At 63.9% G+C, this 25,676-nt stretch carries 27 protein-coding genes; 11 read left to right on the forward strand and 16 right to left on the reverse strand.

Going from position 1 to position 25,676, the window contains the following annotated elements:
• Positions 1 to 164: 164 nt before the first annotated feature.
• The 3 genes from FA04_RS10530 to FA04_RS10540 all read right to left on the reverse strand — a co-directional run bounded on the left by FA04_RS10530 (position 165) and on the right by FA04_RS10540 (position 4,018).
• Positions 165 to 1,196 (reverse strand): NADP-dependent oxidoreductase, encoded by a 1,032-nt coding sequence (locus FA04_RS10530; RefSeq protein ID WP_234798700.1) that lies wholly within the window; start codon positions 1,194 to 1,196, stop codon positions 165 to 167.
• 448 nt (positions 1,197 to 1,644) lie between these two features.
• The gene (gene ilvN, locus FA04_RS10535; RefSeq protein ID WP_034792687.1) at positions 1,645 to 2,217 is read right to left on the reverse strand and encodes an acetolactate synthase small subunit; all 573 of its coding nucleotides are present in this window, start codon (positions 2,215 to 2,217) and stop codon (positions 1,645 to 1,647) included.
• Between the two features lie 22 nt (positions 2,218 to 2,239).
• Positions 2,240 to 4,018, reverse strand: a complete 1,779-nt coding sequence (locus tag FA04_RS10540; protein WP_034792684.1) for an acetolactate synthase 3 large subunit — start codon at positions 4,016 to 4,018, stop codon at positions 2,240 to 2,242.
• 524 nt (positions 4,019 to 4,542) lie between these two features.
• On the opposite strand from FA04_RS10540, the gene FA04_RS10545 reads away from it, so the two are divergent.
• Entirely contained in the window at positions 4,543 to 5,916 is a 1,374-nt protein-coding gene (locus FA04_RS10545) for an MATE family efflux transporter (protein WP_034792681.1), read from the forward strand.
• 46 nt (positions 5,917 to 5,962) lie between these two features.
• Here the strand turns inward: FA04_RS10545 and FA04_RS10550 are convergent, their stop codons facing one another.
• Both FA04_RS10550 and FA04_RS10555 read right to left on the reverse strand, forming a co-directional pair.
• On the reverse strand, positions 5,963 to 6,331 hold the full coding sequence (locus tag FA04_RS10550; RefSeq protein ID WP_034792678.1) for a hypothetical protein: 369 nt from the start codon (positions 6,329 to 6,331) through the stop codon (positions 5,963 to 5,965).
• 397 nt (positions 6,332 to 6,728) lie between these two features.
• Complete coding sequence (locus tag FA04_RS10555; protein ID WP_063979478.1) at positions 6,729 to 7,355, reverse strand: TetR/AcrR family transcriptional regulator; 627 nt, start codon at positions 7,353 to 7,355, stop codon at positions 6,729 to 6,731.
• A 116-nt stretch (positions 7,356 to 7,471) separates the two neighbouring features.
• On the opposite strand from FA04_RS10555, the gene FA04_RS10560 reads away from it, so the two are divergent.
• Entirely contained in the window at positions 7,472 to 8,083 is a 612-nt protein-coding gene (locus FA04_RS10560) for a class I SAM-dependent methyltransferase (RefSeq protein ID WP_034792675.1), read from the forward strand.
• Positions 8,084 to 8,107: 24 nt separating this feature from the next.
• Entirely contained in the window at positions 8,108 to 9,118 is a 1,011-nt protein-coding gene (locus FA04_RS10565; RefSeq protein ID WP_034792671.1) for an NAD-dependent epimerase/dehydratase family protein, read from the forward strand.
• A gap of 18 nt (positions 9,119 to 9,136) precedes the next feature.
• Here the strand turns inward: FA04_RS10565 and cax are convergent, their stop codons facing one another.
• Together cax and FA04_RS10575 are read right to left on the reverse strand one after the other, a co-directional pair.
• Positions 9,137 to 10,231 (reverse strand): calcium/proton exchanger, encoded by a 1,095-nt coding sequence (gene cax / locus FA04_RS10570; RefSeq protein WP_034792668.1) that lies wholly within the window; start codon positions 10,229 to 10,231, stop codon positions 9,137 to 9,139.
• Positions 10,232 to 10,395: 164 nt separating this feature from the next.
• The gene (locus FA04_RS10575) at positions 10,396 to 10,863 is read right to left on the reverse strand and encodes an Lrp/AsnC family transcriptional regulator (protein ID WP_034792656.1); all 468 of its coding nucleotides are present in this window, start codon (positions 10,861 to 10,863) and stop codon (positions 10,396 to 10,398) included.
• A 107-nt stretch (positions 10,864 to 10,970) separates the two neighbouring features.
• Here FA04_RS10575 and FA04_RS10580 point away from each other — a divergent pair, with 107 nt between their 5' ends.
• The 4 genes from FA04_RS10580 to FA04_RS10595 all read left to right on the forward strand — a co-directional run bounded on the left by FA04_RS10580 (position 10,971) and on the right by FA04_RS10595 (position 15,306).
• Positions 10,971 to 11,519: an RBBP9/YdeN family alpha/beta hydrolase gene (locus FA04_RS10580; protein ID WP_034792653.1), complete on the forward strand. Its 549-nt coding sequence runs from the start codon at positions 10,971 to 10,973 to the stop codon at positions 11,517 to 11,519.
• 126 nt (positions 11,520 to 11,645) lie between these two features.
• Complete coding sequence (locus FA04_RS10585; protein ID WP_034792648.1) at positions 11,646 to 12,164, forward strand: ABZJ_00895 family protein; 519 nt, start codon at positions 11,646 to 11,648, stop codon at positions 12,162 to 12,164.
• A gap of 135 nt (positions 12,165 to 12,299) precedes the next feature.
• Positions 12,300 to 14,327, forward strand: coding sequence for an ATP-binding protein (locus tag FA04_RS10590; protein ID WP_034793613.1), 2,028 nt, complete (start codon positions 12,300 to 12,302; stop codon positions 14,325 to 14,327).
• Between the two features lie 283 nt (positions 14,328 to 14,610).
• On the forward strand, positions 14,611 to 15,306 hold the full coding sequence (locus FA04_RS10595; protein ID WP_034792645.1) for a class I SAM-dependent methyltransferase: 696 nt from the start codon (positions 14,611 to 14,613) through the stop codon (positions 15,304 to 15,306).
• 45 nt (positions 15,307 to 15,351) lie between these two features.
• Here FA04_RS10595 and FA04_RS10600 read toward each other — a convergent pair whose 3' ends face one another.
• Positions 15,352 to 15,765, reverse strand: coding sequence for a winged helix-turn-helix transcriptional regulator (locus FA04_RS10600; protein WP_234798701.1), 414 nt, complete (start codon positions 15,763 to 15,765; stop codon positions 15,352 to 15,354).
• A gap of 156 nt (positions 15,766 to 15,921) precedes the next feature.
• On the opposite strand from FA04_RS10600, the gene FA04_RS10605 reads away from it, so the two are divergent.
• Positions 15,922 to 16,314, forward strand: coding sequence for an MAPEG family protein (locus tag FA04_RS10605; protein ID WP_034792642.1), 393 nt, complete (start codon positions 15,922 to 15,924; stop codon positions 16,312 to 16,314).
• A 39-nt stretch (positions 16,315 to 16,353) separates the two neighbouring features.
• Here the strand turns inward: FA04_RS10605 and FA04_RS10610 are convergent, their stop codons facing one another.
• Positions 16,354 to 16,641: a hypothetical protein gene (locus FA04_RS10610; RefSeq protein WP_034792640.1), complete on the reverse strand. Its 288-nt coding sequence runs from the start codon at positions 16,639 to 16,641 to the stop codon at positions 16,354 to 16,356.
• 172 nt (positions 16,642 to 16,813) lie between these two features.
• On the opposite strand from FA04_RS10610, the gene FA04_RS10615 reads away from it, so the two are divergent.
• Positions 16,814 to 17,215 (forward strand): VOC family protein, encoded by a 402-nt coding sequence (locus FA04_RS10615; RefSeq protein WP_034792637.1) that lies wholly within the window; start codon positions 16,814 to 16,816, stop codon positions 17,213 to 17,215.
• 19 nt (positions 17,216 to 17,234) lie between these two features.
• Here FA04_RS10615 and miaA read toward each other — a convergent pair whose 3' ends face one another.
• Positions 17,235 to 18,146, reverse strand: coding sequence for a tRNA (adenosine(37)-N6)-dimethylallyltransferase MiaA (gene miaA, locus FA04_RS10620; protein ID WP_034792634.1), 912 nt, complete (start codon positions 18,144 to 18,146; stop codon positions 17,235 to 17,237).
• On the opposite strand from miaA, the gene serB reads away from it, so the two are divergent.
• Both serB and FA04_RS10630 read left to right on the forward strand, forming a co-directional pair.
• Positions 18,145 to 19,032: a phosphoserine phosphatase SerB gene (gene serB, locus FA04_RS10625; protein WP_034792631.1), complete on the forward strand. Its 888-nt coding sequence runs from the start codon at positions 18,145 to 18,147 to the stop codon at positions 19,030 to 19,032. The two genes, miaA and serB, sit on opposite strands and share 2 nt — an antisense overlap.
• Positions 19,029 to 19,604 carry a GNAT family N-acetyltransferase gene (locus FA04_RS10630; RefSeq protein ID WP_034792629.1) on the forward strand — a complete coding sequence of 192 codons (576 nt, stop codon included), beginning with the start codon at positions 19,029 to 19,031 and terminating at the stop codon, positions 19,602 to 19,604. Before serB ends, FA04_RS10630 begins: the two co-directional genes overlap by 4 nt.
• Positions 19,605 to 19,808: 204 nt before the next feature.
• Here the strand turns inward: FA04_RS10630 and FA04_RS10635 are convergent, their stop codons facing one another.
• From FA04_RS10635 to hflK, 6 genes are all read right to left on the reverse strand, one after another.
• Positions 19,809 to 20,711 (reverse strand): LysR substrate-binding domain-containing protein, encoded by a 903-nt coding sequence (locus FA04_RS10635; protein ID WP_034792628.1) that lies wholly within the window; start codon positions 20,709 to 20,711, stop codon positions 19,809 to 19,811.
• 480 nt (positions 20,712 to 21,191) lie between these two features.
• Entirely contained in the window at positions 21,192 to 22,712 is a 1,521-nt protein-coding gene (locus tag FA04_RS10640; protein ID WP_051659253.1) for a DegQ family serine endoprotease, read from the reverse strand.
• A 271-nt stretch (positions 22,713 to 22,983) separates the two neighbouring features.
• A complete protein-coding gene (locus FA04_RS10645; RefSeq protein ID WP_034792627.1) occupies positions 22,984 to 23,370 on the reverse strand; it encodes an ACT domain-containing protein in 387 nt (128 codons plus the stop codon).
• A gap of 6 nt (positions 23,371 to 23,376) precedes the next feature.
• Entirely contained in the window at positions 23,377 to 23,562 is a 186-nt protein-coding gene (locus FA04_RS10650) for a DUF2065 domain-containing protein (protein ID WP_034792618.1), read from the reverse strand.
• 7 nt (positions 23,563 to 23,569) lie between these two features.
• Positions 23,570 to 24,490: a protease modulator HflC gene (hflC, locus tag FA04_RS10655; protein ID WP_034792614.1), complete on the reverse strand. Its 921-nt coding sequence runs from the start codon at positions 24,488 to 24,490 to the stop codon at positions 23,570 to 23,572.
• Entirely contained in the window at positions 24,487 to 25,605 is a 1,119-nt protein-coding gene (hflK, locus tag FA04_RS10660) for an FtsH protease activity modulator HflK (RefSeq protein ID WP_034792611.1), read from the reverse strand. The genes hflC and hflK overlap by 4 nt, the downstream gene beginning before the upstream one ends.
• Positions 25,606 to 25,676: the final 71 nt, after the last annotated feature.

Raw genomic sequence — 25,676 nt, forward strand, 5'->3', positions numbered from 1 at the left:
ACCAGTGGACTTGCGGTGAAATGGAAATACGCATTCACTCGCTCCGATAGGCCGTTGGCAACCTGCCCGTCCCTGAGAGAAAGGGAGTGAGGGACCATCCTCACGAAACGTCTGCCTTCTGCGCGCTGCGGTTTATCGCAAAGAACCGCCACCGCAAGCGTCGATCACGCAGTGACGCCCGCAATCTCCACCACCACCTTGCCCTTGGCGCGACCGGATTCCAGATAGGCGAAGGCTTCGGCGACATCGTTCAGTGCAAACACGCGGTCGATCACCGGCCTGACCGTCCCGGCGTCGATGAGGCCTGCGAGTTCGGCAAGCTCGGCACCATCAGGATGCATGAAGAGGTAGCGGTAGGAGACGCCGTGTTTCCGGGCGACGGCGCGTATCTTATAGGACGCAAGCCAGAACAGCGCCCTGAGGAACAGCCCGCGGCCGAGATCCTTTCGCGCGGTTTCGGGCTCGGGCATGCCGGCGATGGAAACCACCTTGCCGCCGCGCTTGACGACGCCGAAGGATTTTAGGAGCGTCTCGCCGCCCAGCAGATCGAAGGCGCCGTCCATGTCGCGCAAGCGCTCCTCGAAGCGCTCCTTCGTGTAGTCGATCACCACGTCGGCGCCGAGCGCCTCGACCAGCGCGCGGCCGCGGGGCGATGCGGTCGTCGTGACCTCCGCGCCCAGCCATTTCGCCAGCTGAATGGCGAAAGTACCCACACCGCCGGCGCCACCGGGGATGAAGATCCGGCTGCCCCGCCCCACATGAAGCTCGTCGCGCAGCGCCTGCAAGGCGGTAAGGCCGGCAAGCGGCACGCCGGCTGCCGTGTTGAAGTCGATCGATGCAGGCATCTTCGCCAGGAATTGTTCGGGCACGACGGCATACTCAGCAAGGCCCCCCATGGTGTCTTTGGGCATGCGCGCAAAGACCCGGTCGCCCGGCGCAAACGACGCGACGCCTTCTCCCAGTTCCTCGACGACGCCTGAGAGTTCGTTGCCCATGACGACAGGCAAGGGATAGCGCTGGACGACTTTCAGCATGCCGTCGCGCGTCTTGTAGTCGACCGGATTGAGGCCGGCGGCATGCACTCGGACAAGCACCTCGCCGCGCGCTGCGCGTGGGCGCCGCACGTCGCGCAACTCCGCGGCATCGGAACCACGATATCTCGTAAGGACCAAGGCCTTCATCTTGGTAGAATTCATCAGGCACCTGCGATCGTGAGAAATCTTCTGAGGGAATACTCGGCGAGAAATGCCGTGCGAAGTCAACCACGCGCGTGACGTCTGGCGGCTTCGGTCGCATGCGCGTGCACCGATCATCCGGCCGGCCGGGAGGTTTCGGCTGCAACTGCGGCGGCCCCTCATCCTGCCTGCCGGCCACCTTCTCCCCCAAGCGGGGAGAAGGAAACGTGCAGCGGGCGCCCGGTTCCCTTGAACCGCGAGCGCTTAGCATCTTCAGCAGAAGCGTGCCTTTGATGGACGGTCACCATGAAGGAGGAAAGAAGCGGCTCGCTGGGTGCGAGCGCCCCCTCTCCCCGCCTGCCGGGAGAGGGCTGGGGTGAGGGGCAGCCTCCGCACAAAGTGCGAGGGGCAATCCCGCTCGGAAAATCTCGCGCGCAAGAATGCACGCGAGCCCCTCACCTCGGCAAAATCACATGCCCTGCGGGCCGCGGTTCATCGCTGCGATGCCGGTGCGGCAGACCTCGATGAGGCCGAGCGGCTTCATGATGGCGATGAACTGCTCGATCTTCGACGGCTTGCCGGTGATTTCGAAGACGAAGTGATCGATGTTGGCGTCGATGACCGAGGCGCGGAAGGCGTCGGCAAGGCGCAGAGCCTCGACGCGGTGGTCGCCCGAGCCGTGTACCTTGACGAGCGCCAGTTCGCGTTCGATCGGCCGGTCGTGGCCCAGGCTGGCGGCGCGCACGGTCAGGTCGACGACGCGGTGGACCGGAACCAGCCGTTCCAGCTGGTTCTTGATCTGGTCGAGCACGTGCGGCGTGCCGCGCGTCACGATGGTGATGCGCGACAGGTGCGCCTCGTGTTCCGTTTCCGAAACCGTGAGGCTCTCGATGTTGTAGCCGCGACCGGAGAACAGGCCTATGACGCGGGCAAGGACGCCCGGTTCGTTGTCGACGAGAACCGAAAGCGTGTGGGTTTCGGCGACTTCGGTCTCCTTGGCGATGAAGTAGGCGGAGCCGGTCGGTTGAAGGTGTGCGTTCATGTGAGTGGTTCCTCTACCTATCTCAGACCAGCTGACGGCCCTTGGCGTCGATCGCGTTGGCGACCGCTTCGTCCGTGGCTTCGTCGGGCAACAGCATCTCGTTGTGGGCCTTGCCCGAGGGGATCATCGGGAAGCAGTTGGCGAGGTTGGCGACGCGGCAATCGAAGATAACCGGCGCCGGCGTGTCGATCATCTTGCGGATCGCTGCGTCGAGCTCGCTCGGCTTGTCGCAACGGATGCCGACGCCGCCATAGGCTTCCGCCAGCTTGACGAAGTCAGGCATCGCTTCGGTGTAGGAATGCGACAGGCGGTTGCCGTGAAGCAGCTGCTGCCACTGGCGCACCATGCCCATGTACTGGTTGTTGAGGATGAAGATCTTGACCGGCAGGCCGTACTGGACCGCGCAGGACATTTCCTGGATGCACATCTGGATCGAGGCGTCACCGGCGATGTCGACGACGAGGCTGTTCGGGTGCGCGACCTGCACGCCGATCGCCGCCGGGAAGCCGTAGCCCATGGTGCCGAGGCCGCCCGAGGTCATCCAGCGGTTCGGCTGCTCGAAGCCGAAGAACTGGGCTGCCCACATCTGATGCTGGCCGACTTCCGTGGTGATGTAGGTGTCGCGGTCCTTGCTCAGCTCATAGAGCCGCTGGATCGCATATTGCGGCATGATGACGTCGTCGTTCGGCGCATAGGCGAGCGAATTGCGGGCGCGCCACTTCGTGATCATCTCCCACCAGTCCGAGAGACGTGCCTTGTCGGTCGACTTGGAAGCGGCGCGCCAGAGGCGAACCATGTCTTCCAGAACCGTGCCGACATCGCCGAGGATCGGCACGTCGACGCGGACGTTCTTGTTGATCGACGACGGGTCGATGTCGATGTGGATCTTCTTGGAGTTCGGCGAAAACGCGTTGAGGCGGCCGGTGATGCGGTCGTCGAAGCGGGCGCCGATGCAGATCATGACGTCGCAGTCATGCATCGCCATGTTGGCCTCATAGGTGCCGTGCATGCCGAGCATGCCGAGCCAGGCCTTGCCGGAGGCCGGATAGGCGCCAAGCCCCATCAGCGTCGAGGTGATCGGGAAACCGGTGAGCTCGACCAATTCGCGCAGCAGATGCGAGGCTTCAGGGCCGGAGTTGATGACGCCGCCGCCGGAATAGATGATCGGCTGGCGCGCATTGCGCATCAGTTCGACCGCTTCCTCGATCTTCTTCAGATCGCCCTGCTTCTTCGGCTGGTAGCTCTTCTGGGTCGGGACGGCAGACGGCGGCGTGTAGGTGCCGGTCGCAAACTGGACGTCCTTCGGGATATCGACAACGACCGGGCCCGGACGGCCGGACTGGGCGACGCGGAAGGCCTCATGGATGATGCGGGCGAGATCGTTGACGTCGCGAACCAGCCAGTTGTGCTTGGTGCAAGGCCGGGTGATGCCGATCGTGTCGCATTCCTGGAAGGCGTCGGAGCCGATCAGCGAGGTCGGAACCTGGCCGGAGATGCAGACGAGCGGGATCGAATCCATCAGCGCGTCCTGCAGCGGCGTCACTGCATTGGTAGCACCTGGGCCGGAGGTGACCAGCATGACGCCGACCTTGCCGGTGGAGCGGGCATAGCCTTCGGCCATGTGGCCGGCGCCCTGCTCGTGGCGAACGAGGATGTGCTGGATATCGTCCTGCTGGTGGATTTCGTCGTAGATCGGAAGCACGGCGCCACCGGGATAGCCGAAGATATGCTCGACGCCATTGTCCTTCAGTGCCTGGAGAACGATCTCCGCGCCTGTCATCTGGTTTTCTGTACCGCTCATTGACTTGCTTCCGTCCCTTTTCCCAGTTGGGTGCTTAGCTTGTTTGAAGGCATAAAAAAAGGCCCCGTCAGGAGCCTCGTTCAGCGCATGGGTGGCTACCGCCGGATGGTTACACCATCCTGCCCATGCGCCGTCCCACCACAAGAATAACCGCAAAATTTTTCATGGGCCGAGTTGATAAACACAAATGCCTGAGGCGTCAACGGCTTTTCGTTACACGATCCGGCGCTTTCTCGGAACATTGTTGCGCAAACCGTCCGAGAAAGCTGCGCGAACAGGCCCATAGCGACTACGGCAAGGCACCGCTTGTCTCATGACGCGCAAGGGTCATCGTCCCCCGGCTTGACGGCGATGCGGCTTGGCGCTACCTCCCTTTCCGGGCTTCAGATCCCCGCCGCTCGCAGGCTTCCAGTCTCGGTGAAATCTGACTTCTGACGATATCCTCTCGCCCCGATCGCATTTCGTGTGGCAGGCAATGCGAGCCCCTCCTCTTCCCAATCGAAATGCGAGAACAGGAGTGCGGGATGTCCAAGGACACCTCCAAGCCGAATGCCTACTTGACCGCGCCGCTCGGCGCGATCTTCTTGAAAACGGCGCTGCCGATCATCTTCGTCATGAGCATGAACGGGCTGTTGACGGTGGCCGATGCCATCATGCTCGGCATCTATGTCGGCGCCGAAGCCGTCGGCGCCGTGACCACGGTGTTTCCGATCTTCATTCTCACCGTGGCGTTGGCCACCCTCGTCGTCAGCGGCATGGCGAGCCTGCTTGCCCGCCATCTCGGCGCCGGCCGCTTTGCTGAAGCCCGCGGCGTCTTCGCCGGCGCCCACATACTGGCGCTGACGATCGCTGTTGCACTGGTCGCGCTGTTCGCAGCCTTAGGCGACCGCCTGGTGCTGACGCTCACCAATGGTCCGGGGCCGCTCGCCAGCATGGCCGAGCGCTATATCGCGATCATCATCTTTTGCGCGCCCGTCCAGTTCCTGCTGGCGGTGCAATCGGACGCGCTCCGATGCGAGGGACGCGCCGGGCTGATGGCCGGCCTCAGCCTGCTGGTCTCGCTCGCAAACCTTGCCCTCAATTATGTGCTGATCGCGCTGCTGGACATGGGTGTCGCGGGGTCCGCGACCGGCACCGTGCTGGCGCAGCTCCTCGCGCTCGGCCTCATCGTCCTCTTCCGCCTGTTCGGACGCACGGAACTGCGGCTCTCCGCCCTCCTCCGGCATAACCCGCTGACGGGATGGAGCCGCATGATCGCGCTGGGCAGCCCCCAGAGCCTCGGCTTCATCGGCATGGCGCTGGTGTCGGTGACGATCATGGCGGCGCTGCAGAAGACGGCGGCCGAAAACTACGCCACCACGGTCGCCGCCTACGGCATCATCACCCGCATCATGACCTTCGCGCTGCTGCCGCTCTTGGGCCTGAGCCAGGCGATGCAGGCGATCGTCGGCAACAATGTCGGCGCCGGCCTCGCGGACCGGGCAGAAAGGATGCTGCGGCTTGGCATGCTTGTGGCGTTCTTCTACTGCCTCGCCGTCGAGGTGCTGCTCCTCGGCTTTGCCAGGCCGATTGGCGCGACCTTCGTCGACAACGATGCGGTCATCGCTGACGTCGCGCGCATCATGCCGGTGATGGTCGCGATGTACGTCTTATCCGGACCGCTGATCATGCTCGGCAGCTATTTCCAGGCGATCGGCGATGCGCGCCGGGCGGCGATCCTGGGGCTTGCCAAGCCCTATCTCTTCACCATGCCGCTGGTCGCACTCTACGCGTCGAGCTTTGGCGAACCCGGCATCTGGTTCGCCATGCCGACTGCAGACGCGCTGCTTCTCGCGGTCGCGCTGCTGGTGTTGTGGCAGGCCTCGCGCCAACGACCCGCAACGGCTCCGTCAGGCTGATCTGCGCGCGACGCGCCGGTTCTCCGGCGCGTCGCAGTCCCTATCGCTAGAACCGCGAGAACCCGACAAGCGACGGCATGATGGAACCGCGGCCATCGTTGATGAACGGCGCCAGCCCCGCGGCCACCTCTTTGCTCGGATTGCCATAGACCTCGAGCCGCTCCACCGAGCAGTGGGCGGAGACGTCGTTGATGTGTGCATCCGACATTTGCCAGTGCCGGAGCACGTCCTCAGAATTGCGGTAGAGCTGGATGCTCACCGCCTGCATCTCTTTCTCGTCGATGAACGTCTGCACCATCAACTGCGGCGCATGCTCTTCGACGAAGGCGATCGCGCTGCGCACCGCCTCGCGGAACGGTTCGAGATGGCCGGGAGTAATCCTCATCAGATTTCGGAAAAGCAGTTGCTCGGTCATGCATCCTCCATGTCGCGTATTGCTGGCTCCTCGGGCCGAATCCGGGCCGAAGATGGCGTTCGGGCCAACGCCGATGGAGAGGTTTGTAAGAGCTCAAGCTTGGTTGAGGTCAAGCGGCAGATACCAGAGCAATTTTGGAGGTCGGCCGCGTCCGCATGCACCGGCCATTAACACTTGCCGTGGCAAATTAGCTTGGCTGCATGATGCAGCTTAAAAACAAAGGCAATGAGATGCTTGACCTTTCCGTGCTCACACCTCTCCTCCTCAGTTTCGGCGCGATCTACCTGTTCTTCCGCTGGGTCGTGTTCGATATGAACGCCCCGAAATAGACCCTCGCGCTCCAAGCCTGCCTCCGTGAGAGGCCTGCGATCCCTGCCGGAGCGCACGGAGGCACCCCCTATTCATCGACAAGCCTGGCGACGAGATCACCGAGCAGGCGCTCGAGCTCGGCGTCATGCCCCTTATTCAGCGCTTCCAGCCCCACCACCTGGCGCATGATCTGCACGCCGGCGACGAGCGACATCAGCAGCGCCGCGCGCTGACCTGCATCCGGGCCTGAAAGCGCCTCAGTGACGTTCTTCTGGTGGTGGCTTTCGACCACCTGTCGCGCGATATCGACCGCACGCTCGTTGGAGATCGAGCGGAGCATGATGAGGAAGCCGTCGAGCGCGGTTGCCTCCGGCTCCGTCACCTTCAAAAGCGCGCTTGCGATGCGCGCTGCCCGGTCCGGTGCGCTGAGCGTCTCCGGCGTGGCGATGATCGGCCGTTGGTTGGCGGTCGAAAGCACTTCGGCAAAGAGCCCCTCCTTTGAACCGAAATAGCGGTTGATCAGCATCGCCGTAACCCCGGCCCCTTCAGCGATCTCGCGCACACCGGCGCCTTCATATCCCGAGGCGATGAAGGCGGAGCGTGCGGACTCAAGAATTGCGGCGCGCGTGGCGTTCGCGTCGCGGCGGCGCCCGTCCTTTTCGGCAGGCCGCTTTTCTGCGCCCCCTTTTTCAGCAGCCCCCTTTTTGGCAGGCATGGCCCCTCCTTAGTATACATCTGTAGACATGATCATGAATCGGAAGTATACAGACGTAGACTTGCCGCTGCAACGCGCCTTGCAAGACAGCCTTCATTCCATCCACGGAGCCTCACGTGACCAGCATTTGCGCCTATGGCGATAGCCTGCATTTCTTCCGCTCCTGGCTCGCAGATCCACTGCGCGTCGCCTCGGTCACGCCGTCCTCCCGGTCGCTTGCCCGGTTGATCACGCGCGAGATCGACCCTCGCTATGGCCCGGTGCTCGAACTCGGTCCCGGCACCGGTGTCTTCACGCGCGCGTTGATCGAGCGGGGCGTGCGCGAGGAAGACCTTGTGCTGGTCGAATCCGGCCCTGACTTTGCAGCCGTCCTGAAGGCGCGTTTCCCGGCCTCCACCATTCTTTCGATCGACGCGGCGCGGCTTGCCGATGGTCATTCCGAAATTCCCGCAGGCATCGGCGCTGCGGTCAGCGGCCTGCCGCTGCTCTCCATGCCCACCCGCAAGGTTATGGCAATCCTTTCCGGTATTTTCCTGCACATGCGGCCGGGTGGCCATCTCTACCAGTTCACCTACGGTCCGCGCTGCCCCATCCCGCGGCCGCTGCTCGACCGGCTCGGCCTTCGCGCCCGGCGCATCGGCGGCACCATCAGAAACTTCCCGCCCGCCTCCGTCTACCGGATCAGCCGGCGCAAACCCTTCGCGGCCATGGGCAGGACCTGCGACTGACGCAACGAAAGAAGATGAAAACCGATGAATGAATGTGTTCTTGTCACCGGCGGCACCGGCTTCGTCGCCCGCTGGTGCATCGTATCTCTGCTCGAAGGCGGATACCACGTTCGCGCCACCTTGCGCGATCTCGCAAAGGCCGACGCCGTCAGGCGCTCGATCGCCGCCGTCAGCGACGCGACAGACCGACTGTCCTTCGCCAGGGCCGATCTGACCGGAGATGACGGCTGGGCCGAGGCGATGGAGGGCTGCACCTATGTCCTGCACGTCGCGTCGCCGCTCGGCGGCATTCCCGGCGGCGGCCGCGACGCCTATGTTACGCCGGCCCGCGAAGGCACGCTGCGGGTGCTTTCCGCCGCCGTCGATGCGGGCGTCCGGCGTGTGGTGATGACTTCGGCAGCCGCCACGACCCGGCCGCCGCTGGACTCAGGCCTTGCCAGCGACGAGACGCGCTGGGCCGACCCCGACGACCCACAATTTGACAATTACCGGGTCTCCAAGATCCTCGCCGAGCGTGCCGCCTGGAAGTTCATGGAGGGCAAGGCGACGGAGTTCGCCACGGTGCTGCCCGGCGCCGTCTTCGGTCCGGTGCTTTCGAGCGAAAATCTCGGCTCGGTGAAGATCATCGGGGACCTCGCTGGCGGCCGGCCGCGGTTCCTGCCGCGCCTCGGTTTCTGGGTGGTGGACGTACGCGATCTCGCCGACCTGCACGTCACCGCCATGACCGCGCCTGAGGCCGCAGGCGAACGCTTTCTCGCCGCCGGCGACTTCCAATGGATGGAGGAGATCGCCGCCACGCTACGCCTGGGCCTCGGCGTCGATGGCCGCAAGGTGCCGACGCGACGGCTGCCGACCGCGCTCGTGCGGCTGCTGGCCCCGCTCAGCGCCGATTTGAAGCCGCTGGCCCCGCTGCTCGGTCGCAAATTTGCACTGTCATCCGACAAAGCCCGGCGCCTGCTTGGCTTTGCGCCGAGGTCCGTGAACGCCACCATCCTCGACTGCGCCCGCAGCCTGATTGCGGCCGGCGGGCGCTGATTTCAGCCGACCGCAGGGCTACACCTGCGGCGGCAGCAGGAACAGCGTCATGGCGAAGATCACGTAGACGGTGAGCGCCAGCACGCCCATGTACCAGGCAGACCGCCCGCCGTTGGAAAGCAGCGTCGCGGCCATGGTCGCGACCAGCATCATCACGATCGCCCCCGGCCAGAACTGCAGGTCCATCGGCTGCGGCCCGAGCACGTAGCTCAGAAGCACCAGCAGCGGCGCGACGAAGAGCGCAATCTGCACGGCGCTGCCGAGCGCTATGCCGACGCTCAGGTCCAGCCGATCCTTGCGCGCAGCGGAAAAAGCCGTCGCCATCTCGGCCGCAGCACCGACGAGCGCGACGACGACGAAGCCGACGAAGGCCGGCGTCATGCCAAGCTCTTCGGCCGCAACCTGCACCGAGCCGACGAAAACTTCGCTGACGAGCGCCACAAGAACGGTCACCACCAGCAGCACGATGATGCCCGTCGCCAGCGGCCAGTGCGGTTCATCACCGCCATGCTCAGAGGTGGCCGAGACGAACAGCTCGCGATGGGTCTTCAGCGAAAACAGCATCCAGAGCCCATAGGTGATGATGAGAAGGACGGAGAGGCCGGCGCTCAGCTGTTGGGTGAAAGCCGTCTGCGGCTGGCCGTCGGCAGCACCGATCAGCGAAGGCACGAGTACGGCGATCGTCGCCATGAACAGGAGGCTCGCCAGAAAGCGCGCATTCACCCGGTTGAACTCCTGCAGGTGAAACTTGAGCCCGCCGAGCAGAAACGAACCACCCAGCATGAACAGCGTGTTGGTGACGATCGCGCCGGCGATCGAGGCCTTGACCAGCAGATACTGGCCGGCAGCAAGCGCCATCAGGGCGATGACGAGCTCGGTCAGGTTGCCGAGCGTTGCATTCAAGAGCGCGCCGACCGTGTCGCCGGTGCGGGCCGCAACCGCCTCCGTCGCCTGGCTCAGGAGCGCCGCCAGCGGCACGATCGCCGCCACCGACAGCAGGAAGAGCAGCGTATGGGCGTCCGGCCAGATGTGCTCGCCGGCGATCGCGATCGGCACGAAGACGATCAGCCAGAGTATGGGTGTCCGACGAAAATAGGCAATTGCATCGCTCATGGCTTCCCCTCGCCCGCTTCCCGCTCGCCCTTCGAGCGTCCGTGGCCGGCAACGCCCCTGACGGTCACCCGAACGGACGTGCCTGGCCTATGGTTGAATTATCCCGCGTCCTCTCGCGTTCTGCATTGACTTTCATCAAGTCGAAGCGTGCCCGGCGCCCAGTCTCAGACCCGCTGGATCAGCGCCCGCCCGATCGGCTTTTCCGGCTCGCCGCTCAAGACAAGCGACGTCGTCACGGCGCCATAGCGCGCGATCGTGTCGACGATCGTTTCAAGCTCGCCCGGCGTCGGCACCAGCACCTTGAGAAGGAAACAGTCCTCGCCGGTCAGCCGCAGCACCTCGATCACCTGCGGCATCTCGGAAAACTGCTTGAGGCAGGCACGGATATGTTCGTGCGTCGTCTTCAGGCGGATCACCGCCATCATGCCAAGCCCGAGGCGTGCCGCATCGATGCGTGCGCCATAACCGGAAATGATGCCGCGCTCCTCCAGCCGCTTGACCCGCTCCGAGGTCGCCGGCTGCGACAGACCGATACGCCGCCCGAGCTCCGAGATCGCGATGCGTCCGTCTTCCTGCAATACCTCGATGATCGCGATATCGGTCGGGTCGAGGGCAGAACGGTCAACCGCCATGTTTCACCTTTAATCCATCGGCAAACGGCCGCACTTTCCGATGATTGCGCATTCAGATGGTCAAGGGAAGCTGGCAGTCTCCCCCATGTTGAAGATGAGAGGACGACATGAACGATATCATCATCCTGCCCGGCATCGGCGGTTCCGGCGAGGCGCACTGGCAAACCCGATGGGAGAATGCAGACCCTCACTTGCGCCGTTTCCAACCGGGCGATTGGGATCGTCCGCAGCTTGCCGACTGGATCCAGGCGCTCGACAGCGCCATTGCCTCAGCAAGCGAGCCACCCCTTCTCGCCGCCCACAGCCTTGCCTGTCTGCTCGTCGCCCATTGGCATGCGGTCCGCACCCGTCCTGTCGCCGGCGCTTTTCTCGTGGCGGTTCCCGATCCGACGTCTGCGGCCTTCCCGGCGGAGGCTGCCAGCTTCGCCAAGGTCCCGACGGAACGCTTCCGTTTTCCCTCCCTTATCGTCGCGAGTTCCAACGACCCCTTCGGCACCATCGGCTACGCGCAGATGCGGGCGGCGCAATGGGGCAGCCGGTTCGCCGAAGCCGGCGCCGTCGCCCATATCAACGGCAAGAGCGGGTTGAGTGACTGGCCGGAAGGGCGGGCGCTGTTCCGGTCGTTTGCTCAGTGCATCAAACCATCGGAGGGCTGAGGCGTCACACAGTCCGGCCAACGTCGGCGAGCTTTCCCGACAGTTTGCTCAGGGAGAGCGCACAATCTTGCAAGTTATGCGCTAATCATGCCAAGTGGCGCCACAACCGCCCGCCAGGAACCACGCATGACGCCGACCGTGTCGCTGACGCCATATTACCGCTACTTCGCCCTCGTTTGCCTGGCGTTGACAGGAGTCTGCGTGGCCGGGATGTTCGCCTACGAGACCCTTGTTGGCCCGATACCGAAGGGAACTGCATACGGCGTCTGGTTTGCGCAGACATTGTCATCGGCTACCGCCACAGCCAGCCGTTTCGTGCAAAGGCATCGCCGATGCCCGACGGAAGAAGAGAAAGCGAAACTGGCCCGCGTCTCCTTGGGCTTAGCCACGGCAATTAGCATTCTGCCGGGTGTTGCAATTGCTGCTTGGGTCTACGTCATGGCGTTTGTATTTGGCGACCCAGGCTATGAGATCGCCTACTACGTCAACCGGCAGCAGTTCGTCTCCCTGCTGATGTCTCTGGACATGGTTCTCTGTCTCGTGATCGCAGGCGGTATGGCCCTCCTCCTGACCGTCTCGTACTTCATGATGCGCTGGCAGTACGGTAGCTCGGCGAGGAGGATGGCCGGCCGGCTATCGCTCTGACAGGGAACTAAATCGGAGTGCGCAAGTCGCCATGCCGCTGCCCGTGCCCCGCGTGCTCGAGCGTGCAACATCTCGAAACCACTTGTTAAATCCCCTTGGCTAACATGAAGCGCCGTATTGCCGGGGTTTCTCGCGTTGCTGAACAATGAACTTCATTCCTCGATCCGTGCCGGAGAGCAGGATCGCCGTGACGGCCTGAAGCCCGGCAACCGGTTCCTCGGACGGGTGGTTGCCTGCAACGGCGCGCGCGCGACGATCGCTGCGATCGCAGAGAGCGGCGAGACGTCGCTGACCGAACTCTGGTCCGTCGGCCGGCTGATTTCCATTTCCGTCGGCAGGAACCGCGTGGTGGCGCTGGTCTATTCGATGCAGACCACCTCCAGCGAATGGGGCGAAGAGACCAACAACACCTTCCGCATCGAAGTCGAACTGATGGGCGAGGTCCATAGGGGGCCCGACGGTCGTGAAGAGTTTTCCGCCGGTATCAGCCAATATCCCTATCTCGGTGCCATCGCCCACCGCATCCGCGCCGCCGACCTTGCGCGCATCTACGATTCCGGCCGCAACGACAGCTGCATCATCGGCAAGCTGACCCAGGACGAGAGCCTCGACGCAACCATTCACGTGCCCTCGATGCTCGCCAAGCATTTCGCCATCGTCGGCACGACCGGCGTCGGCAAGTCGACCGCGGTCACGCTGCTGCTCAACAAGGCGATCATTGCCGATCCGAAGCTGCGCGTGCTGATCCTCGACCCGCACAACGAGTTCGCCGCCGCCTTCCCCGACCTTGCCGTCGTCATCGACACCGATACGCTCGACCTGCCCTTCTGGTTCTTCCGACTGGAGGAGTTCGCAGAGGTGATCTTCCGCGGCCGCCCGGCGCCGCCGGACGAGCTCGACATGCTGCGCGACATCATCCCCGAGGCGAAGAAGGCCTTCCGCGGCGGCGGCGACGCCGGCATCGTGCGGCGCCAGACGGAAAAGAGCTCGATCACCGCCGACACGCCGGTGCCTTACCGCATCGCCGACCTCTTGGCGCTGATCGACGAGCGCATCGGCCGGCTCGAAGGGCGCAACGACAAGCCGCATCTGCGCTCGCTCAAGGTCAAGATCGTCTCGGCGATCAACGATCCGCGCTATCATTTCATGTTCTCGTCGAACACGATCACCGACACGATCCAGGATACGATCGCCCGGGTTTTCCGCATTCCAGGCGACGGCCGGCCGATCGCCACCTTCCAGCTGGCCGGCATCCCCTCGGAAGTCGTTAATTCCGTCGCCTCGGTGCTTTGCCGCATGGCGTTTGAAATCGGGCTCTGGAGCAATGGCGGCATCCATATGCTGGTCGTCTGCGAAGAGGCGCACCGCTACGTGCCGGCCGATCCGTCGCTCGGCTTCCTGCCGACGCGGCAGGCGATCGCCCGCATCGCCAAGGAAGGCCGCAAATACGGCGTATCGCTCGGCATCATCACCCAGCGCCCCGGCGAACTCGATCCGACGATCCTGTCGCAGTGCTCGACGGTCTTTGCCATGCGGCTTGCCAACGACCGCGACCAGGACATCATCCGCTCGGCCATTCCGAACTCGTCGACATCGACGACGAGCTTCATTTCCTCGATCGGCAATGGCGAGGCAATCGCATTCGGCGAGGCGGTGGCCGTGCCGATGCGCATGCGCTTTTCTCGCATCGCCGAGGAGCGCCTGCCGCGCGCCCACGGGATCATCGACCGGATCGACGAGGACCATCCGCCGACCGTTGACCTGCGCGCGATCGTCAGCCGCATGCGCGCCATCAACGGGCCGGATATTTCGAACTTCCAGCAGAGCTACATGGCGGCGCAGACCGTGAGCGAAGAGCAGCGCTGGGAGACCGAACTGGGCGCCACGGCAGAAGCCGAGCCGCAACCGGGCCTCAGCGAGCCGCAGGTCGAGATCGAGCCCTATCGTCCGGACATGCTTCCGCGCGCGCCTGCCCCCGTCAATCCGGAGCTGGAGCGCTTCAATCAGATCCGCCAGCAGCTCTTGAACGAGCCATCCCCGGCCGATCAGGCCCAACGCCGTTCGCAAACGGCTGACCCGGCGTCCGGCGAGCGGCCGCGCCAGGGCTCGCTGCGCGAAAGCCTGTTGAAGCGGCCCCTCGGCAGCATCATCCGCAAGACCTAGGCAGCGAACGCGTGAAACTGCGGGCGCCCCATTTGCCCGATGACAACCAGAGATGTAAAAGCGTTTTGTCCAGACATTCGCTGCGGGCGGCAGTGCGTGAACAACTCTGGAGGGGAATAGCGGCTCGCTGGGTGGTCGCACGCGTCCTTGCGACCGAAGGTCCTCCAGGGGGCGCTCCACATTAACGCGATTGCCCGATGGCGTCGCAGACCGATAGAATAGAAGTTTCAAGCGCTTCGACATCTGATCGCGCACGCCTTTCGGTGGCAGCGGAGAAAAGACCTTGCCAGAGAACGACTACGATGCCTTTGCGGCAGCCTATGATGCCGACAACGAGAACAACGCCTGGAACGCCTATTACGAGCGGCCGGCGACTTTGGCACTCGCCGGCGACGTCGCCGGGCTTCGGGTGCTCGACGCCGGTTGCGGCGGCGGAGCGCACGCGGCAGCGCTCATCGAGCGCGGCGCCGCGGTGACGGGCATCGATCGCAGCGCCGGTCTTCTGGACATCGCCCGTCGACGCCTCGACGGGCGTGCGCAATTGCTGATGGCCGATCTGAGCGAACCCTTGCCGTTCGACGACGGTGCCTTCGACCTCATCGTGGCATCCCTCGTCATGCATTATCTGGAGGATTGGTCGCTCCCGCTTTCCGAGTTCAACCGGGTGCTACGAAAGGGCGGCCGTCTGGTGTTTTCCACGCACCATCCGTTCATGGATCATTCCCTTTCCGGTCACGACAACTATTTCGAGACCTATCGCTTCGACGATACCTGGGAACGGGGCGGCAGGACCATCCACATGCGCTTCTGGCACCGCCCGCTGCACGCCATGTTCGATGCGCTCAAATCAGCCGGATTTGCCACCGAGACGGTGAGCGAACCGGAGCCCGATCCGCGTGCCAGCACGCTCTTTCCGGACGCCTACAGGAGCCTGACGACCAAACCGCGCTTCCTCTTCTTCTCGGCCGTGAAAGCGTGAGCGCGACAGCCTTCTCGACGTTTTGAAGGGCCGAGCAGGAGGAAGTCATATCCCGAGGATTTGCTCGTGCGCGCCCGTTGCGCCCCAGCGGACGATTTCGGCAAGGATCGGCAGCAGCGCCTGCCCCTGGGCGGTCAGACTGTATTCCACCTTGCGCGGCACCACGGGATAGTCCCGGCGGCTGATCAGGCCCCGCTCCTCCAGTTCCCGCAGTTCGCGGCTGAGAATACGCGGGGTGATCGGCTTACCGAGTCCGCCACGAAGCAGCGACCGTCCGATTTCGCCATAGCGGTGCGTCCCGCCTTCGAGCACGCAGAGGATGTGCAGCTTGTAGCGCCCGCCGACGATCTGGTTGAAGGCGATGGCGGGGCAGAGCCGGATATGGCTCATGTCGAGACCGGTCAGGCTGGACACTTTCGGCCCGACACCTCGGTCCGATGCCACGGCTTGTTCCGTCATGTCGGCCCCCCCGTACTATCCTTTTTGTCCGTATTTACGATATCGTACCAGAGAGTTAGCGTGCTTTCAGCAAACAATGCGGGAGGAAAGCACGATGGCTGACATGGCGCAGGCACACGCGACAGTAAAGTTCGAGACGGCTTTCGGAGCGCGGCCATGAGCATGGAGATGACCGTGCTGGCGCTCGGCTGCATCTTCGGCATCATCCAGGTTTTTGTCGCGGCGCAACTCCAGACGCGCCAGAACGGACTGGCCTGGTCGCTCTCTTCGCGCGAAGCGGCCGGGCCGCCGCCAACGCCCCTCGTCGGACGGCTGAAACGCGCGCAGGCAAACTTCCTCGAGACTTTTCCCTTCGCCGCGTCCGCGCTGCTTGCGGTCGAAGTCACCGGCGCAAACAACACGACGACGGAACTCGGCGCGATCGTCTGGCTTTCGGCACGGCTCGCCTTTTGGCTCGCCTATGCGATCGGCATTCCCGTGCTGCGCTCGGCCCTGTTTGCGACCAGCATCATCGGGATCGGACTGGTGCTGTGGCCGCTGCTGGCGTGACTTGTCCGAGCTGATCAAGCGCAGGCACAAGCAAGCAAATCACCCCCTGAGGTCAGGGTAATCCCACGATGGCGCCAGACGGCGGCGTGCCGCTTTCACCGCTTCGGCGTAGTCTTCGCGAAAGGGTGCGACCAACTGCTTTTGAAGGTCTGCCAGCACTGCGAGCAGCACCGCGCATTCGGCCGTGCTTTCGAAACAGGAGGCGTCCGGCGTTGGAACTGCGTTCTCCTCGCTCCAACGCGACAGAAGTTCAAAGAGCACCAGGGCTTCATCGGGAGACAGACGGATTTCCGCGCTGTCAGGAGACGTTTTCTGCTCGTCTGTCATGATCGGGACATGGCATGCGCCGCCCGAACCTGCAAGCCGCCCCGCTCACAGCAAGGCATCAGCGCCTATCCTGCAAGGGAACTTTGCCGCGGGCCGACCGTTGTCGTGGCGACATCCTGGGGTAGGATCAGTCAGCCGGTTTTGTTGACACCGACGACAACGGGAGCGCGCCATGGTCACAAGCATCACGCCCTTTCTGATGTTCCAGGATGGCGTCGCCGACGACGCCATGGCCTTCTACGACTCGCTGTTCCCGAATGCCGAGGTGCTGGAAGTCGAGCGCTATGGACCGGATGAGCAAGGTCCCGAAGGCAGCGTCAAGGTGGCGCTTTTCCGGCTCGGCGCGCAGCGGGTCAAGTGCATCGACAGCCCGGTCCGGCACGCCTTCGATTTCACCCCGTCGTTCTCGTTCTTCGTGGAATGCCAGAGCGAGGATGAGATCATCACGCTTTATGGCATGCTCGCCGAAGGCGGGGCAGTGCTGATGCCACTCGACAATTACGGCTTCAGCCAGCGCTTCAGCTGGGTCACCGACCGCTTCGGCGTGTCCTGGCAGCTGAACCTCGCCGACTGATCCGCAGCAACGGCGCTCGTCAAAGCACCTCCTCGGCGCTCGAAATGCGCTGCCAGCTGTCGTCGAGCTGGTTACGGAACCAGGTCATCTGCCGCTTGGCATATTGTCGCGTTGCCGCAGCGCCCATCTCGATCACTTCGGCCTCGTCGAGTTCGCCCTTCAGAAGGGCTGCGATCTGGCTGACGCCGATCGCCTTCATGATGGGCATTTCCGACGGCAGCTCGAGCGCAAGCAGCGCCCGCACTTCGTCGATCGCGCCGCCGGCAAGCATCAACTGGAAGCGACGGTTGATGCGGTCGTGCAGGAGCTTTCGCTCCGGCAGCACGACATATTTTGTAGCCCGGTCCGGGTCGACGATCATGGGTCCGGTCTGCTGTTGGAAGAAGCGGATCGGCTTGCCGGTGGCCTCCACCATTTCGAGCGCCCGCACGATCCGCTGGCCGTCACCGGGCTTCAGTGTCACCGCCGTTTCCGGATCCCTGGCTTCGAGGTCGCGATGCAGCGCCTCCGCCCCTTCCGCCTTCAGCCGCTCGCGCAGCCTTTCCCGGATCGCCGCCGGGATCTCCGGCATGTCCGAGAGACCACCGGTCAGCGCCTTGAAATAGAGCCCGGTGCCGCCGACAAAAACCGGCAAGCGTCCCTCGCCCTTGAGCTGAGCGACCAATGCCTGCGCTTCACGCGCCCAGGCACCGGTGGAATAGGCGGATGCCGCCGGCACATGGCCGTAAAGACAGTGCCCTATGCCGCCCATGTCGGCCTCGTCCGGCCGCGCCGTCAACAGCCGCAGCGTGTCATAGACCTGCATGCTGTCGGCATTGACGACCACGCCGCCGTGTCGGCGCGCCAGTTCGACGGCAAGCGCGGACTTGCCGCTGGCGGTCGGCCCGGTTATCAGGATCGCGTCGCTCTCGGTATCAAGGTTGTTGTCCATGGCTCTCGTTGCCACGCTTATCGCCAATCCGTCAAATCCTGTTCTGACGCCAGCACTGGCGGAAGCAGCCGCTGACGCCGTCAAGGCATCCGGCCTCTATTGGCTCGCCGATGGCATCGCCTGCGATATCGCGCTGACCGACGGCACCGATCCGGATGCCGCCGAAACCCTGCTGCGCGGCGTGATCGGCGATGCACCGGTCGATGTCGCCGTGCAAGACGCCGAGAGCCGCCGCAAGAAACTGCTCATCGCCGACATGGACTCGACCATGATCGGCCAGGAATGCATCGACGAACTCGCCGCCGAAGTCGGCCTGAAAGACAAGGTGGCGGCGATCACCGCCCGCGCCATGAACGGCGAGATCGCCTTCGAGCCGGCGCTGATCGAACGCGTAGGACTTCTGAAGGGCCTGCCACTTGGCGTCGTCGACGAGGTCATCGCCAAGCGCATCACGCTGACGCCGGGCGGAAAACAACTGATCGCAACGATGAAGAGCAAGGGCCACCATACCGCGCTCGTCTCCGGCGGTTTCACCGTCTTTACCGGCCCGATCGCCGAGATGCTCGGCTTTGACGAGAACCGCGCCAATACGCTGATCGCCGAAGACGGCATCCTCACTGGCGAAGTCGCCAATCCCATCCTCGGCAAGCAGGCCAAGGTCGATTCGCTGATCGAGATCGCCGACCGCCTCGGCATCTCGACGGACGATGCCCTTGCCGTCGGCGACGGCGCCAACGATCTCGGCATGATCCAGCTTGCCGGCACCGGCGTGGCGCTGCATGCCAAGCCCGTGGTCGCCGAGCAGGCGAAGGTCCGCATCGACCACGGCGACCTCACCGCCCTTCTCTATCTGCAGGGCTATCGCAAGACGGATTTCGCCGGATGATCATTGCCGAGACTGAGCGGCTGCGCATCCGCGCCTGGAAGGAAAGCGATCGCGATCTCTTCTTCGCGATCAACAGCGATCCCAAGGTGATGGAATTCTTTCCCTTCCGCCGCAGCCGCGCGGAATCAGACGCGCTGTTCGACCGCGTCGGCAAGGGCATCGCCGAAACCGGCTTCGGCTTCTTCGCCGTGGCGCTCAAGGCCGACGACAAGCCAATCGGCTTCTGCGGCCTCGCGCTCACGGATTTGGAGCCGCACCTGCCCAAAGGAACCGTCGAAATCGGCTGGCGACTGGCTCCGCCCTACTGGGGCAAGGGCTACCTCACCGAAGCGGCCAACGCCCTGCTGCGCTACGGCTTCGAGGAAAAGGGCTTGAGCGAGGTCGTCTCCTTCGCGGTTCCCGCCAACACCCGCTCGACCGCTGTCATGCAACGGATCGGCATGCACCGCGACCCAAGTCGCGACTTCGACCACCCCCGCGTCCCAACCGATCAGCCGACCCTGGTTCGGCATGTGCTCTATGCGATCAGCGCCGAGGAATGGCGGGCGCATCGTTCAAAGGCCGGGAAATAAGCTGCCGCTTCGTGGGTTGCCCTCTCTGTCTGCCGGACATCTCTCTCCGCAGGCGGGAAGAGAGACGCCAGCCGCACTGGCACTACCCAACCACCTCTGAAGAATGGCGGGCGTTCGCCATATCTTTCCTTCTCCCCGCGTGCGGAGAGACGGTGCCGGCAGGCGGATGAGGGGCAAGCGCTCGCCCTGAGGATAAGGGCCGCCTCACCGCTTTCGCCCCGCCCCCGGGTAGCTCCGTTCGATCCAGTCGACAAAGGCCCTGGCCGCCTCCGACAGCGCCTCGAAGCGCCGCGCCACAATAAAGAACGCGCCATAGGGCACAGAGGCGTCGAACGGCTGGATCAGCCGGCCGGCGGCGATGTCGTCGCGGGCATGGTCGCGGTCGATGAGGCCGACGCCGCTGCCGCGCAGCGTCGCCTGCAGCACCATCGAGCCATCGGCGAAGATCGCGCCGCGTGCAAGCTTCACCGGCGCGGTGCCGGCCGCCGCAAACCATTGTTCCCAGAGTTGCCGGTTATCCTCATGCAACAATGGATGCTGCAACAGGTCTTCGGGTCGGTCGAGCGGCGGCCCGGCGCCGGCAAGCGCAGGCGTGATCACCGGGACCATCTCCACCTCGGCAAGGGGCCGCGCCTCCACCCGCGACCAGGCGCGGGCGGTCAAGCTGTGGCGGATGGCGATATCGGCCTCGCCGCTTCGAAACTCGGCGAGCCGCGACTCCGCATCGATCACCAGATCGATCTCCGGATGCGCCTCCTGAAATTCCTGCAAATGCGGCACCAGCCAGCAGCCGGCAAAGGATGGTTCGGCGCTGACCTTCAGCGTCTGCGACAACCGCCGCCCCGAGAGCGCGTCGAGGCTTTCGCCCACCATGTCGAAGGCAGATGTCAGCGTGCCGAGCAGCGCCTGACCATCGGCCGTCAACCGCACACCGCGGTGGAGCCTCTCAAACAGCGGCCGGCCGATCAGCTCTTCGAGCTCGCGCACCTGCCGGCTGATGGCCGCCTGCGAGACGAAAAGCTCCGATGCAGCCAGTGTGAAACTCTCCAGTCGCCCGGCCGCCTCGAAACTCCGCAACGCTGTCAGGGGCAGTCGGCCGCGCTTCATGCATAACCTCAAGTTATCCGAAGGCGACTGTAAACTCGTTTGAGGGGTGCCGGCAAGTGGAGTGAAATGCTTGCAAGAAAGGAGGTGCGGCAATGCATACGATTATCGAAATTCTGTTCGAAGCCCTCAGGCTGATGACCTTCCAGCCGGCGCGCAAGCCGTCCCCGCACCCCAGGCAAGCGAGCGAGGACTGCTGAAAGAAGGGCACCTCACCGCTTCTCGAATGCCCCTCACCCTAACCCTCTCCCCGCAAGCGGGGAGAAGGTCGCGGCAGCGGGACCGTGTCTGTGCCCATCATGAGCGCGCTGCGGCCCGTCGGCCGAACCGCAGCCTTGAATCAAAACCTGAGGACGTGGATTCAGCCTCTCAGCCCCAGAGGCGATAGCACTGAAAAGATTCAGACAATCGGCCTCGACCGAAAGCGGCGCTGCGGCATCGATCCGATGCCGCAATCGCAACTGCCGAAAGGCGCGATGCGTCCTACTCCACCCGAACGGTGACGAAGCGCAATTCGCCGGACTTGTTGGAGATCAGAAGGGCGGCGTGGCGACGGCCGCTGGATTTCAGCTCCTCGACCCGGTCGGCCACGTCGGCGGGCGTCTCCATCGCCTCCTGACCGACCTCGACGATGACGTCGCCCGCCTCTACGCGCCGCTCTGCCGCGACCGAATTCGGCGCGACCTCGGTGATGACAACGCCGTCCACGTCTTCGGCAATGCCGTATTTCTTGCGCGCCTCTTCGTTGAGCGTCGCAAGCTTCATGCCGAGCACGACGTCGGTCGCTGGAAGCGGCGCAGCCTCCGGCTTGTCAGCCTTCGACCCCTCGTCGCCGGTTGCCGCGTCGGCACTTGCAAGCGCGCCATCCTCGAGGCGTCCGAGCGTCACCTTGACTGTCTGTTCCTTGCCGTCGCGGATCACCACGACATCGACCGCCTTACCGACGGGGCTTTCGGCGACCACGCGCTTCAGGTCGCGCACCTCGCCGACATCATGGCCGTCGAATTTGACGATGACGTCGCCGGCCTTGATCTCGCCGTGCGTGATCGGCCCGCCTTCGATGATGCCGGAGACGAGCGCGCCGCGCGGCGCGTCCATCTTCAGGCTCTCGGCGATATCGTCGTTCACCGGCTGGACGCGCACGCCGAGCCAGCCGCGACGCGTCTCGCCGAAGTCCTTGAGCTGAAGTACCACATTGGCGGCAAGTTCGGTCGGCACGGAGAAGCCGATGCCGATCGAGCCGCCCGTTGGCGAGATGATCGCCGTGTTGATGCCGATCACTTCGCCGGCCATATTGAACAGCGGCCCGCCGGAATTGCCGCGGTTGATCGCAGCGTCCGTCTGGATGAAATTGTCATAGGGGCCGGCGTTGATGTTGCGGCCGCGCGCCGAGATGATGCCGACCGAAACGGAACCGCCAAGGCCGAACGGGTTGCCGATCGCCATCACCCAGTCGCCGATGCGCATCTTGCGCGAATCCCCGAAAGGCACGGCCTTCAGCGGCGCCTTCGGCTCGACCTTCAGCAGCGCGAGATCGGTCTGGGTGTCTTTGCCGACGAGCTTCGCCTTCAGTTTGCTGCCATTGGCGAAGTTGATCTCGATGTCGTCGGCGCCCTCGATCACGTGGTTGTTGGTGACGATGTAGCCAGAGGGATCGATGACGAAGCCGGAGCCGAGCGATTCGACCGTGCGCTGGCGGTTACCGCCCTGATTACCCTGGCCCTTGAAGAATTCATCGAAATAGCGCTGGTAGGGCGAGCCCTCCGGCACCTGCGGCGCCGGCGCATCATCGTCGTTCTTGACCTTCTGCGAAGTCGCGATGTTGACGACGGCATCCAGCAGTCCGGCGGCCAGATCGGCGACGGAGGCCGGGCCATTGCTCGGCGGCCGGATCGCCGTGTTCTGGGCGAGTGCGGTGCTGCTGAAGGCAAGCGCGCCTGCGAGCGCCAGAACGCCGAGGGAGGCGCCAAGCGAGTGTACTCGGGATTTTGATCGCGTGGACAATTCGCTTCAGCTCCTCTGGCTGTGTGCGGTGACACCGGCACACCATAGCACTTTGATTCTTCGCATAATTCCGCCTCGACCGAAACCGTCGGCCGGGCTTATGCGGCAGATTTGACAAACGCAAGCCGCAAGACCGCGACGTCCGACTTTCCTCTGAAGATAAGGCGGAATTCGGAAGGGTCCAAACACGATTTCCTGATCCTTGCGCGCACGGGTGCGAAAGGACGGGCGTTCCCGGCCGAGCCTTTAGGTCGAGGCCGGGCGTGGCTGATCAGGTGGTGAGCTCGTGGCCGTGGTCTTTCAGCGCCTGGACCGCCTTGTCGAGATCGGAGCCGGCAACGAAGATGTAGTCGGTGCTGAAGGTCGAATTGGCAAAGACGCCGACGCCGGCATCCGAAAGCGGCCGGAGCACCGAGGCGAGCACGCCAGGCACGTCAAAGGCAAAATGCTGCTCGACGCGGAAGCAGCGCCAGCCGAGCGAACTCTGGACGCTGGACGGCACGCGGGCGGCCCGGCAGACCAGTGTCATCTCCTCGCGCGAGCTCGACACGGTCCAGAAGCCCGGCCCCGGCAGCCATTCCGGCATGCTGGAGCCGATATTGAGGCGGGTGATGGCGTATTCGGCATCGACCAGCCGGATCAGCAGTTTATGTGGCATTTCGCATTATCCTCGAAGCAACCATACAAGTCCGACCCCGGCAGCCACGCAAACGAGCCCCGCCAGTCGAAGCTGATGTTCGGGGACATACGGCAAACGCTTCGCCATTTCCACCAAAACCAAAGGGGCCAGTGCGTACACCAGCCCCTCGATGATCAGGAAGAAAGCGAATCCTGTCAGAAAGTCTGACATCGCCCGCCTAGTTTCCGGTCGCTGCTTGAGGTGCCGCGGCCGGCGGAGTGCCTTCCGAGTTATTGAAGTAACGGAAGAATTCCGAATGCGGCGAAAGCACCAGCGTCGTGTCCGGGCTACCGATCGACTGCGTGTAAGCGGTCATGGAGCGATAGAACTCGAAGAACTTCGGATCGCGCGCAAAGGCGTCGGCAAAGGTCCTTGTGCGTTCGGCTTCGCCTTCACCGCGCAGGATTTCCGAATCACGCTGGGCCTCGGCGACGATTTCGACGACCTGACGGTCGGCAATCGCGCGGCGGCGCTGGCCTTCTTCGTTACCGCGGGCGCGGATCAGTTCCGCTTCCGCCAGACGCTCGGCCTTCATGCGGTCGTAGGTCTGTTGCGAGACCTCCTGCGTCAGGTCGGTGCGACGGATACGGACGTCCTCGATGTTGAGGCCGAGCGACTCCGCGTCGGCTTTGAGGTCGGCGCGCACTTCGCGCATCATCGACGCACGCTCGTCGGAGAGCGCTGCCTCGAAGCCGCGCAGACCGTAGACACGGCGCAGCGATGCGTCGAGACGGGTCCTGAGACGCGATTCCGCCGAGTCGCGATCGCCCGAGACCGTCTCGCGGAAGCGGCGGGGATCGGAGATCTTGTAGACGACGAAGGCATCAACTTCGTAGAACTTGCCGCCCGAGACCTGGACACGGATGTTGTCGAGGTCGAAGCGCAGTGCCTGGTCTTCGACGTACTGGACGCGGTCGGCGTCCATGAAGGCGAAGGGCAGCTTGAAGTAGAGGCCCGGCTGGCTCTTGACGTCCTTGATCTGACCGAAGCGAACGACGATCGCCTGCTGGCGCTCGTTGACGACGAAGACCGAGGAATAGATGCCGACGAAGACGACGGCGAGCAGGATCAGGATAACGGAGGTACGATTGTTGATCACTGGCCTGCTCCCGAAACTGCTGCGGCACCCGACGTCGTCGGACGACCGATTTCATTCAGCGGCAGATATGGCAGTACGCCCTGCCCGTTCTTCTCGTCGATGATGACCTTCTTCGACTTGCCGAGAACGCCCTGCATGGTTTCGAGATAGAGACGCTTGCGGGTAACGTCAGGCGCCTTGGAGTACTCGTCATAGACGGAGATGAAGCGCTGCGCCTCACCCTGTGCTTCCTTGACGACACGGTCCTTGTAGGCGGCCGCTTCTTCGCGGATCTGCGCACCCTGACCGCGTGCCTTACCGAGCACCTGGTTGGCATACTGGTTGGCTTCTTCGACGAAGCGGTCCTCGTCCTGTTCGGCGCGCTGCACTTCGTCGAACGCATCGGCCACTTCGCGCGGCGGTGCGGCGTCCTCGATGGCGACCGTGTTGACGGAAACGCCGGTGCCGTAGGTGTCCATCGTTGCCTGGATCGTGCTCTTCACGTCCGCGGCGATCGCCTGACGGTTGTCACGGAAGATGTCCTGCGCCGGACGGCGACCGACGACTTCGCGCATCGCGCTTTCGGCCACCTGCTGCAGCGTGTCGGACGGGTTCTCGACGTTGAAGAGGTAAGCCTTCGGATCGGTGACCGAATAAAGAACCGAGAACTGGACGTTGACGATGTTCTGGTCGCCGGTGAGCATCAGGCCGGAATTCGACTGGCCGCTAGAGCGCCCGCCGATGTTCTGCTGCTGCTCGGTGATCTTGACGAATTCGACGGTCTCGAATGGCCAGAAATGATAGTGCAGGCCAGGCATCGAGATCTCGTCCTTCGGCTTGCCGAAGCGCATCTCGACGCCGCGCTCGTCCGGCTGCACCGTGTAGATCGAATTGATCAGGACAAAACCGACGATCAGCAGGCCGATAATGGCGAAGACGCCACCATTGAAGCCGCCGGGAACGACGTTCTTGAGCTGGTCCTGGCCACGGCGAATGATCTCTTCCAGATCCGGCGGGCCGCCCTTGCCGCCACGCGGCCGGTTTGGCCCCTGGCCCCAGGGACCCCCCTGATTGCCGCCGCCACCGCCGCCGCCCCATGGGCCACCGCCGCCGCCATTCTGATTGCTCCAGGGCATCAAAACCTCTCTTTTGAATACTTCCCACGCTGAACGGCCGCGCCACCGCACGGTCGTTCATGATGTGAAAC

This window comes from Ensifer adhaerens (assembly GCF_000697965.2).
Lineage (GTDB): Bacteria > Pseudomonadota > Alphaproteobacteria > Rhizobiales > Rhizobiaceae > Ensifer > Ensifer adhaerens.

Bases quoted from the DNA above. Each gene is read 5' to 3' on its own strand.
- FA04_RS10530 (WP_234798700.1), bottom strand. From the start codon at position 1,196: ATGAATTCTACCAAGATGAAGGCCTTGGTCCTTACGAGATATCGTGGT.
- ilvN (WP_034792687.1), bottom strand. From the start codon at position 2,217: ATGAACGCACACCTTCAACCGACCGGCTCCGCCTACTTCATCGCCAAG.
- FA04_RS10540 (WP_034792684.1), bottom strand. From the start codon at position 4,018: ATGAGCGGTACAGAAAACCAGATGACAGGCGCGGAGATCGTTCTCCAG.
- FA04_RS10545 (WP_034792681.1), top strand. From the start codon at position 4,543: ATGTCCAAGGACACCTCCAAGCCGAATGCCTACTTGACCGCGCCGCTC.
- FA04_RS10550 (WP_034792678.1), bottom strand. From the start codon at position 6,331: ATGACCGAGCAACTGCTTTTCCGAAATCTGATGAGGATTACTCCCGGC.
- FA04_RS10555 (WP_063979478.1), bottom strand. From the start codon at position 7,355: ATGCCTGCCAAAAAGGGGGCTGCTGAAAAAGGGGGCGCAGAAAAGCGG.
- FA04_RS10565 (WP_034792671.1), top strand. From the start codon at position 8,108: ATGAATGAATGTGTTCTTGTCACCGGCGGCACCGGCTTCGTCGCCCGC.
- cax (WP_034792668.1), bottom strand. From the start codon at position 10,231: ATGAGCGATGCAATTGCCTATTTTCGTCGGACACCCATACTCTGGCTG.
- FA04_RS10575 (WP_034792656.1), bottom strand. From the start codon at position 10,863: ATGGCGGTTGACCGTTCTGCCCTCGACCCGACCGATATCGCGATCATC.
- FA04_RS10580 (WP_034792653.1), top strand. From the start codon at position 10,971: ATGAACGATATCATCATCCTGCCCGGCATCGGCGGTTCCGGCGAGGCG.
- FA04_RS10585 (WP_034792648.1), top strand. From the start codon at position 11,646: ATGACGCCGACCGTGTCGCTGACGCCATATTACCGCTACTTCGCCCTC.
- FA04_RS10600 (WP_234798701.1), bottom strand. From the start codon at position 15,765: ATGACGGAACAAGCCGTGGCATCGGACCGAGGTGTCGGGCCGAAAGTG.
- FA04_RS10605 (WP_034792642.1), top strand. From the start codon at position 15,922: ATGAGCATGGAGATGACCGTGCTGGCGCTCGGCTGCATCTTCGGCATC.
- FA04_RS10610 (WP_034792640.1), bottom strand. From the start codon at position 16,641: ATGACAGACGAGCAGAAAACGTCTCCTGACAGCGCGGAAATCCGTCTG.
- FA04_RS10615 (WP_034792637.1), top strand. From the start codon at position 16,814: ATGGTCACAAGCATCACGCCCTTTCTGATGTTCCAGGATGGCGTCGCC.
- serB (WP_034792631.1), top strand. From the start codon at position 18,145: ATGGCTCTCGTTGCCACGCTTATCGCCAATCCGTCAAATCCTGTTCTG.
- miaA (WP_034792634.1), bottom strand. From the start codon at position 18,146: ATGGACAACAACCTTGATACCGAGAGCGACGCGATCCTGATAACCGGG.
- FA04_RS10630 (WP_034792629.1), top strand. From the start codon at position 19,029: ATGATCATTGCCGAGACTGAGCGGCTGCGCATCCGCGCCTGGAAGGAA.
- FA04_RS10635 (WP_034792628.1), bottom strand. From the start codon at position 20,711: ATGAAGCGCGGCCGACTGCCCCTGACAGCGTTGCGGAGTTTCGAGGCG.
- FA04_RS10645 (WP_034792627.1), bottom strand. From the start codon at position 23,370: ATGCCACATAAACTGCTGATCCGGCTGGTCGATGCCGAATACGCCATC.
- FA04_RS10650 (WP_034792618.1), bottom strand. From the start codon at position 23,562: ATGTCAGACTTTCTGACAGGATTCGCTTTCTTCCTGATCATCGAGGGG.
- hflK (WP_034792611.1), bottom strand. From the start codon at position 25,605: ATGCCCTGGAGCAATCAGAATGGCGGCGGCGGTGGCCCATGGGGCGGC.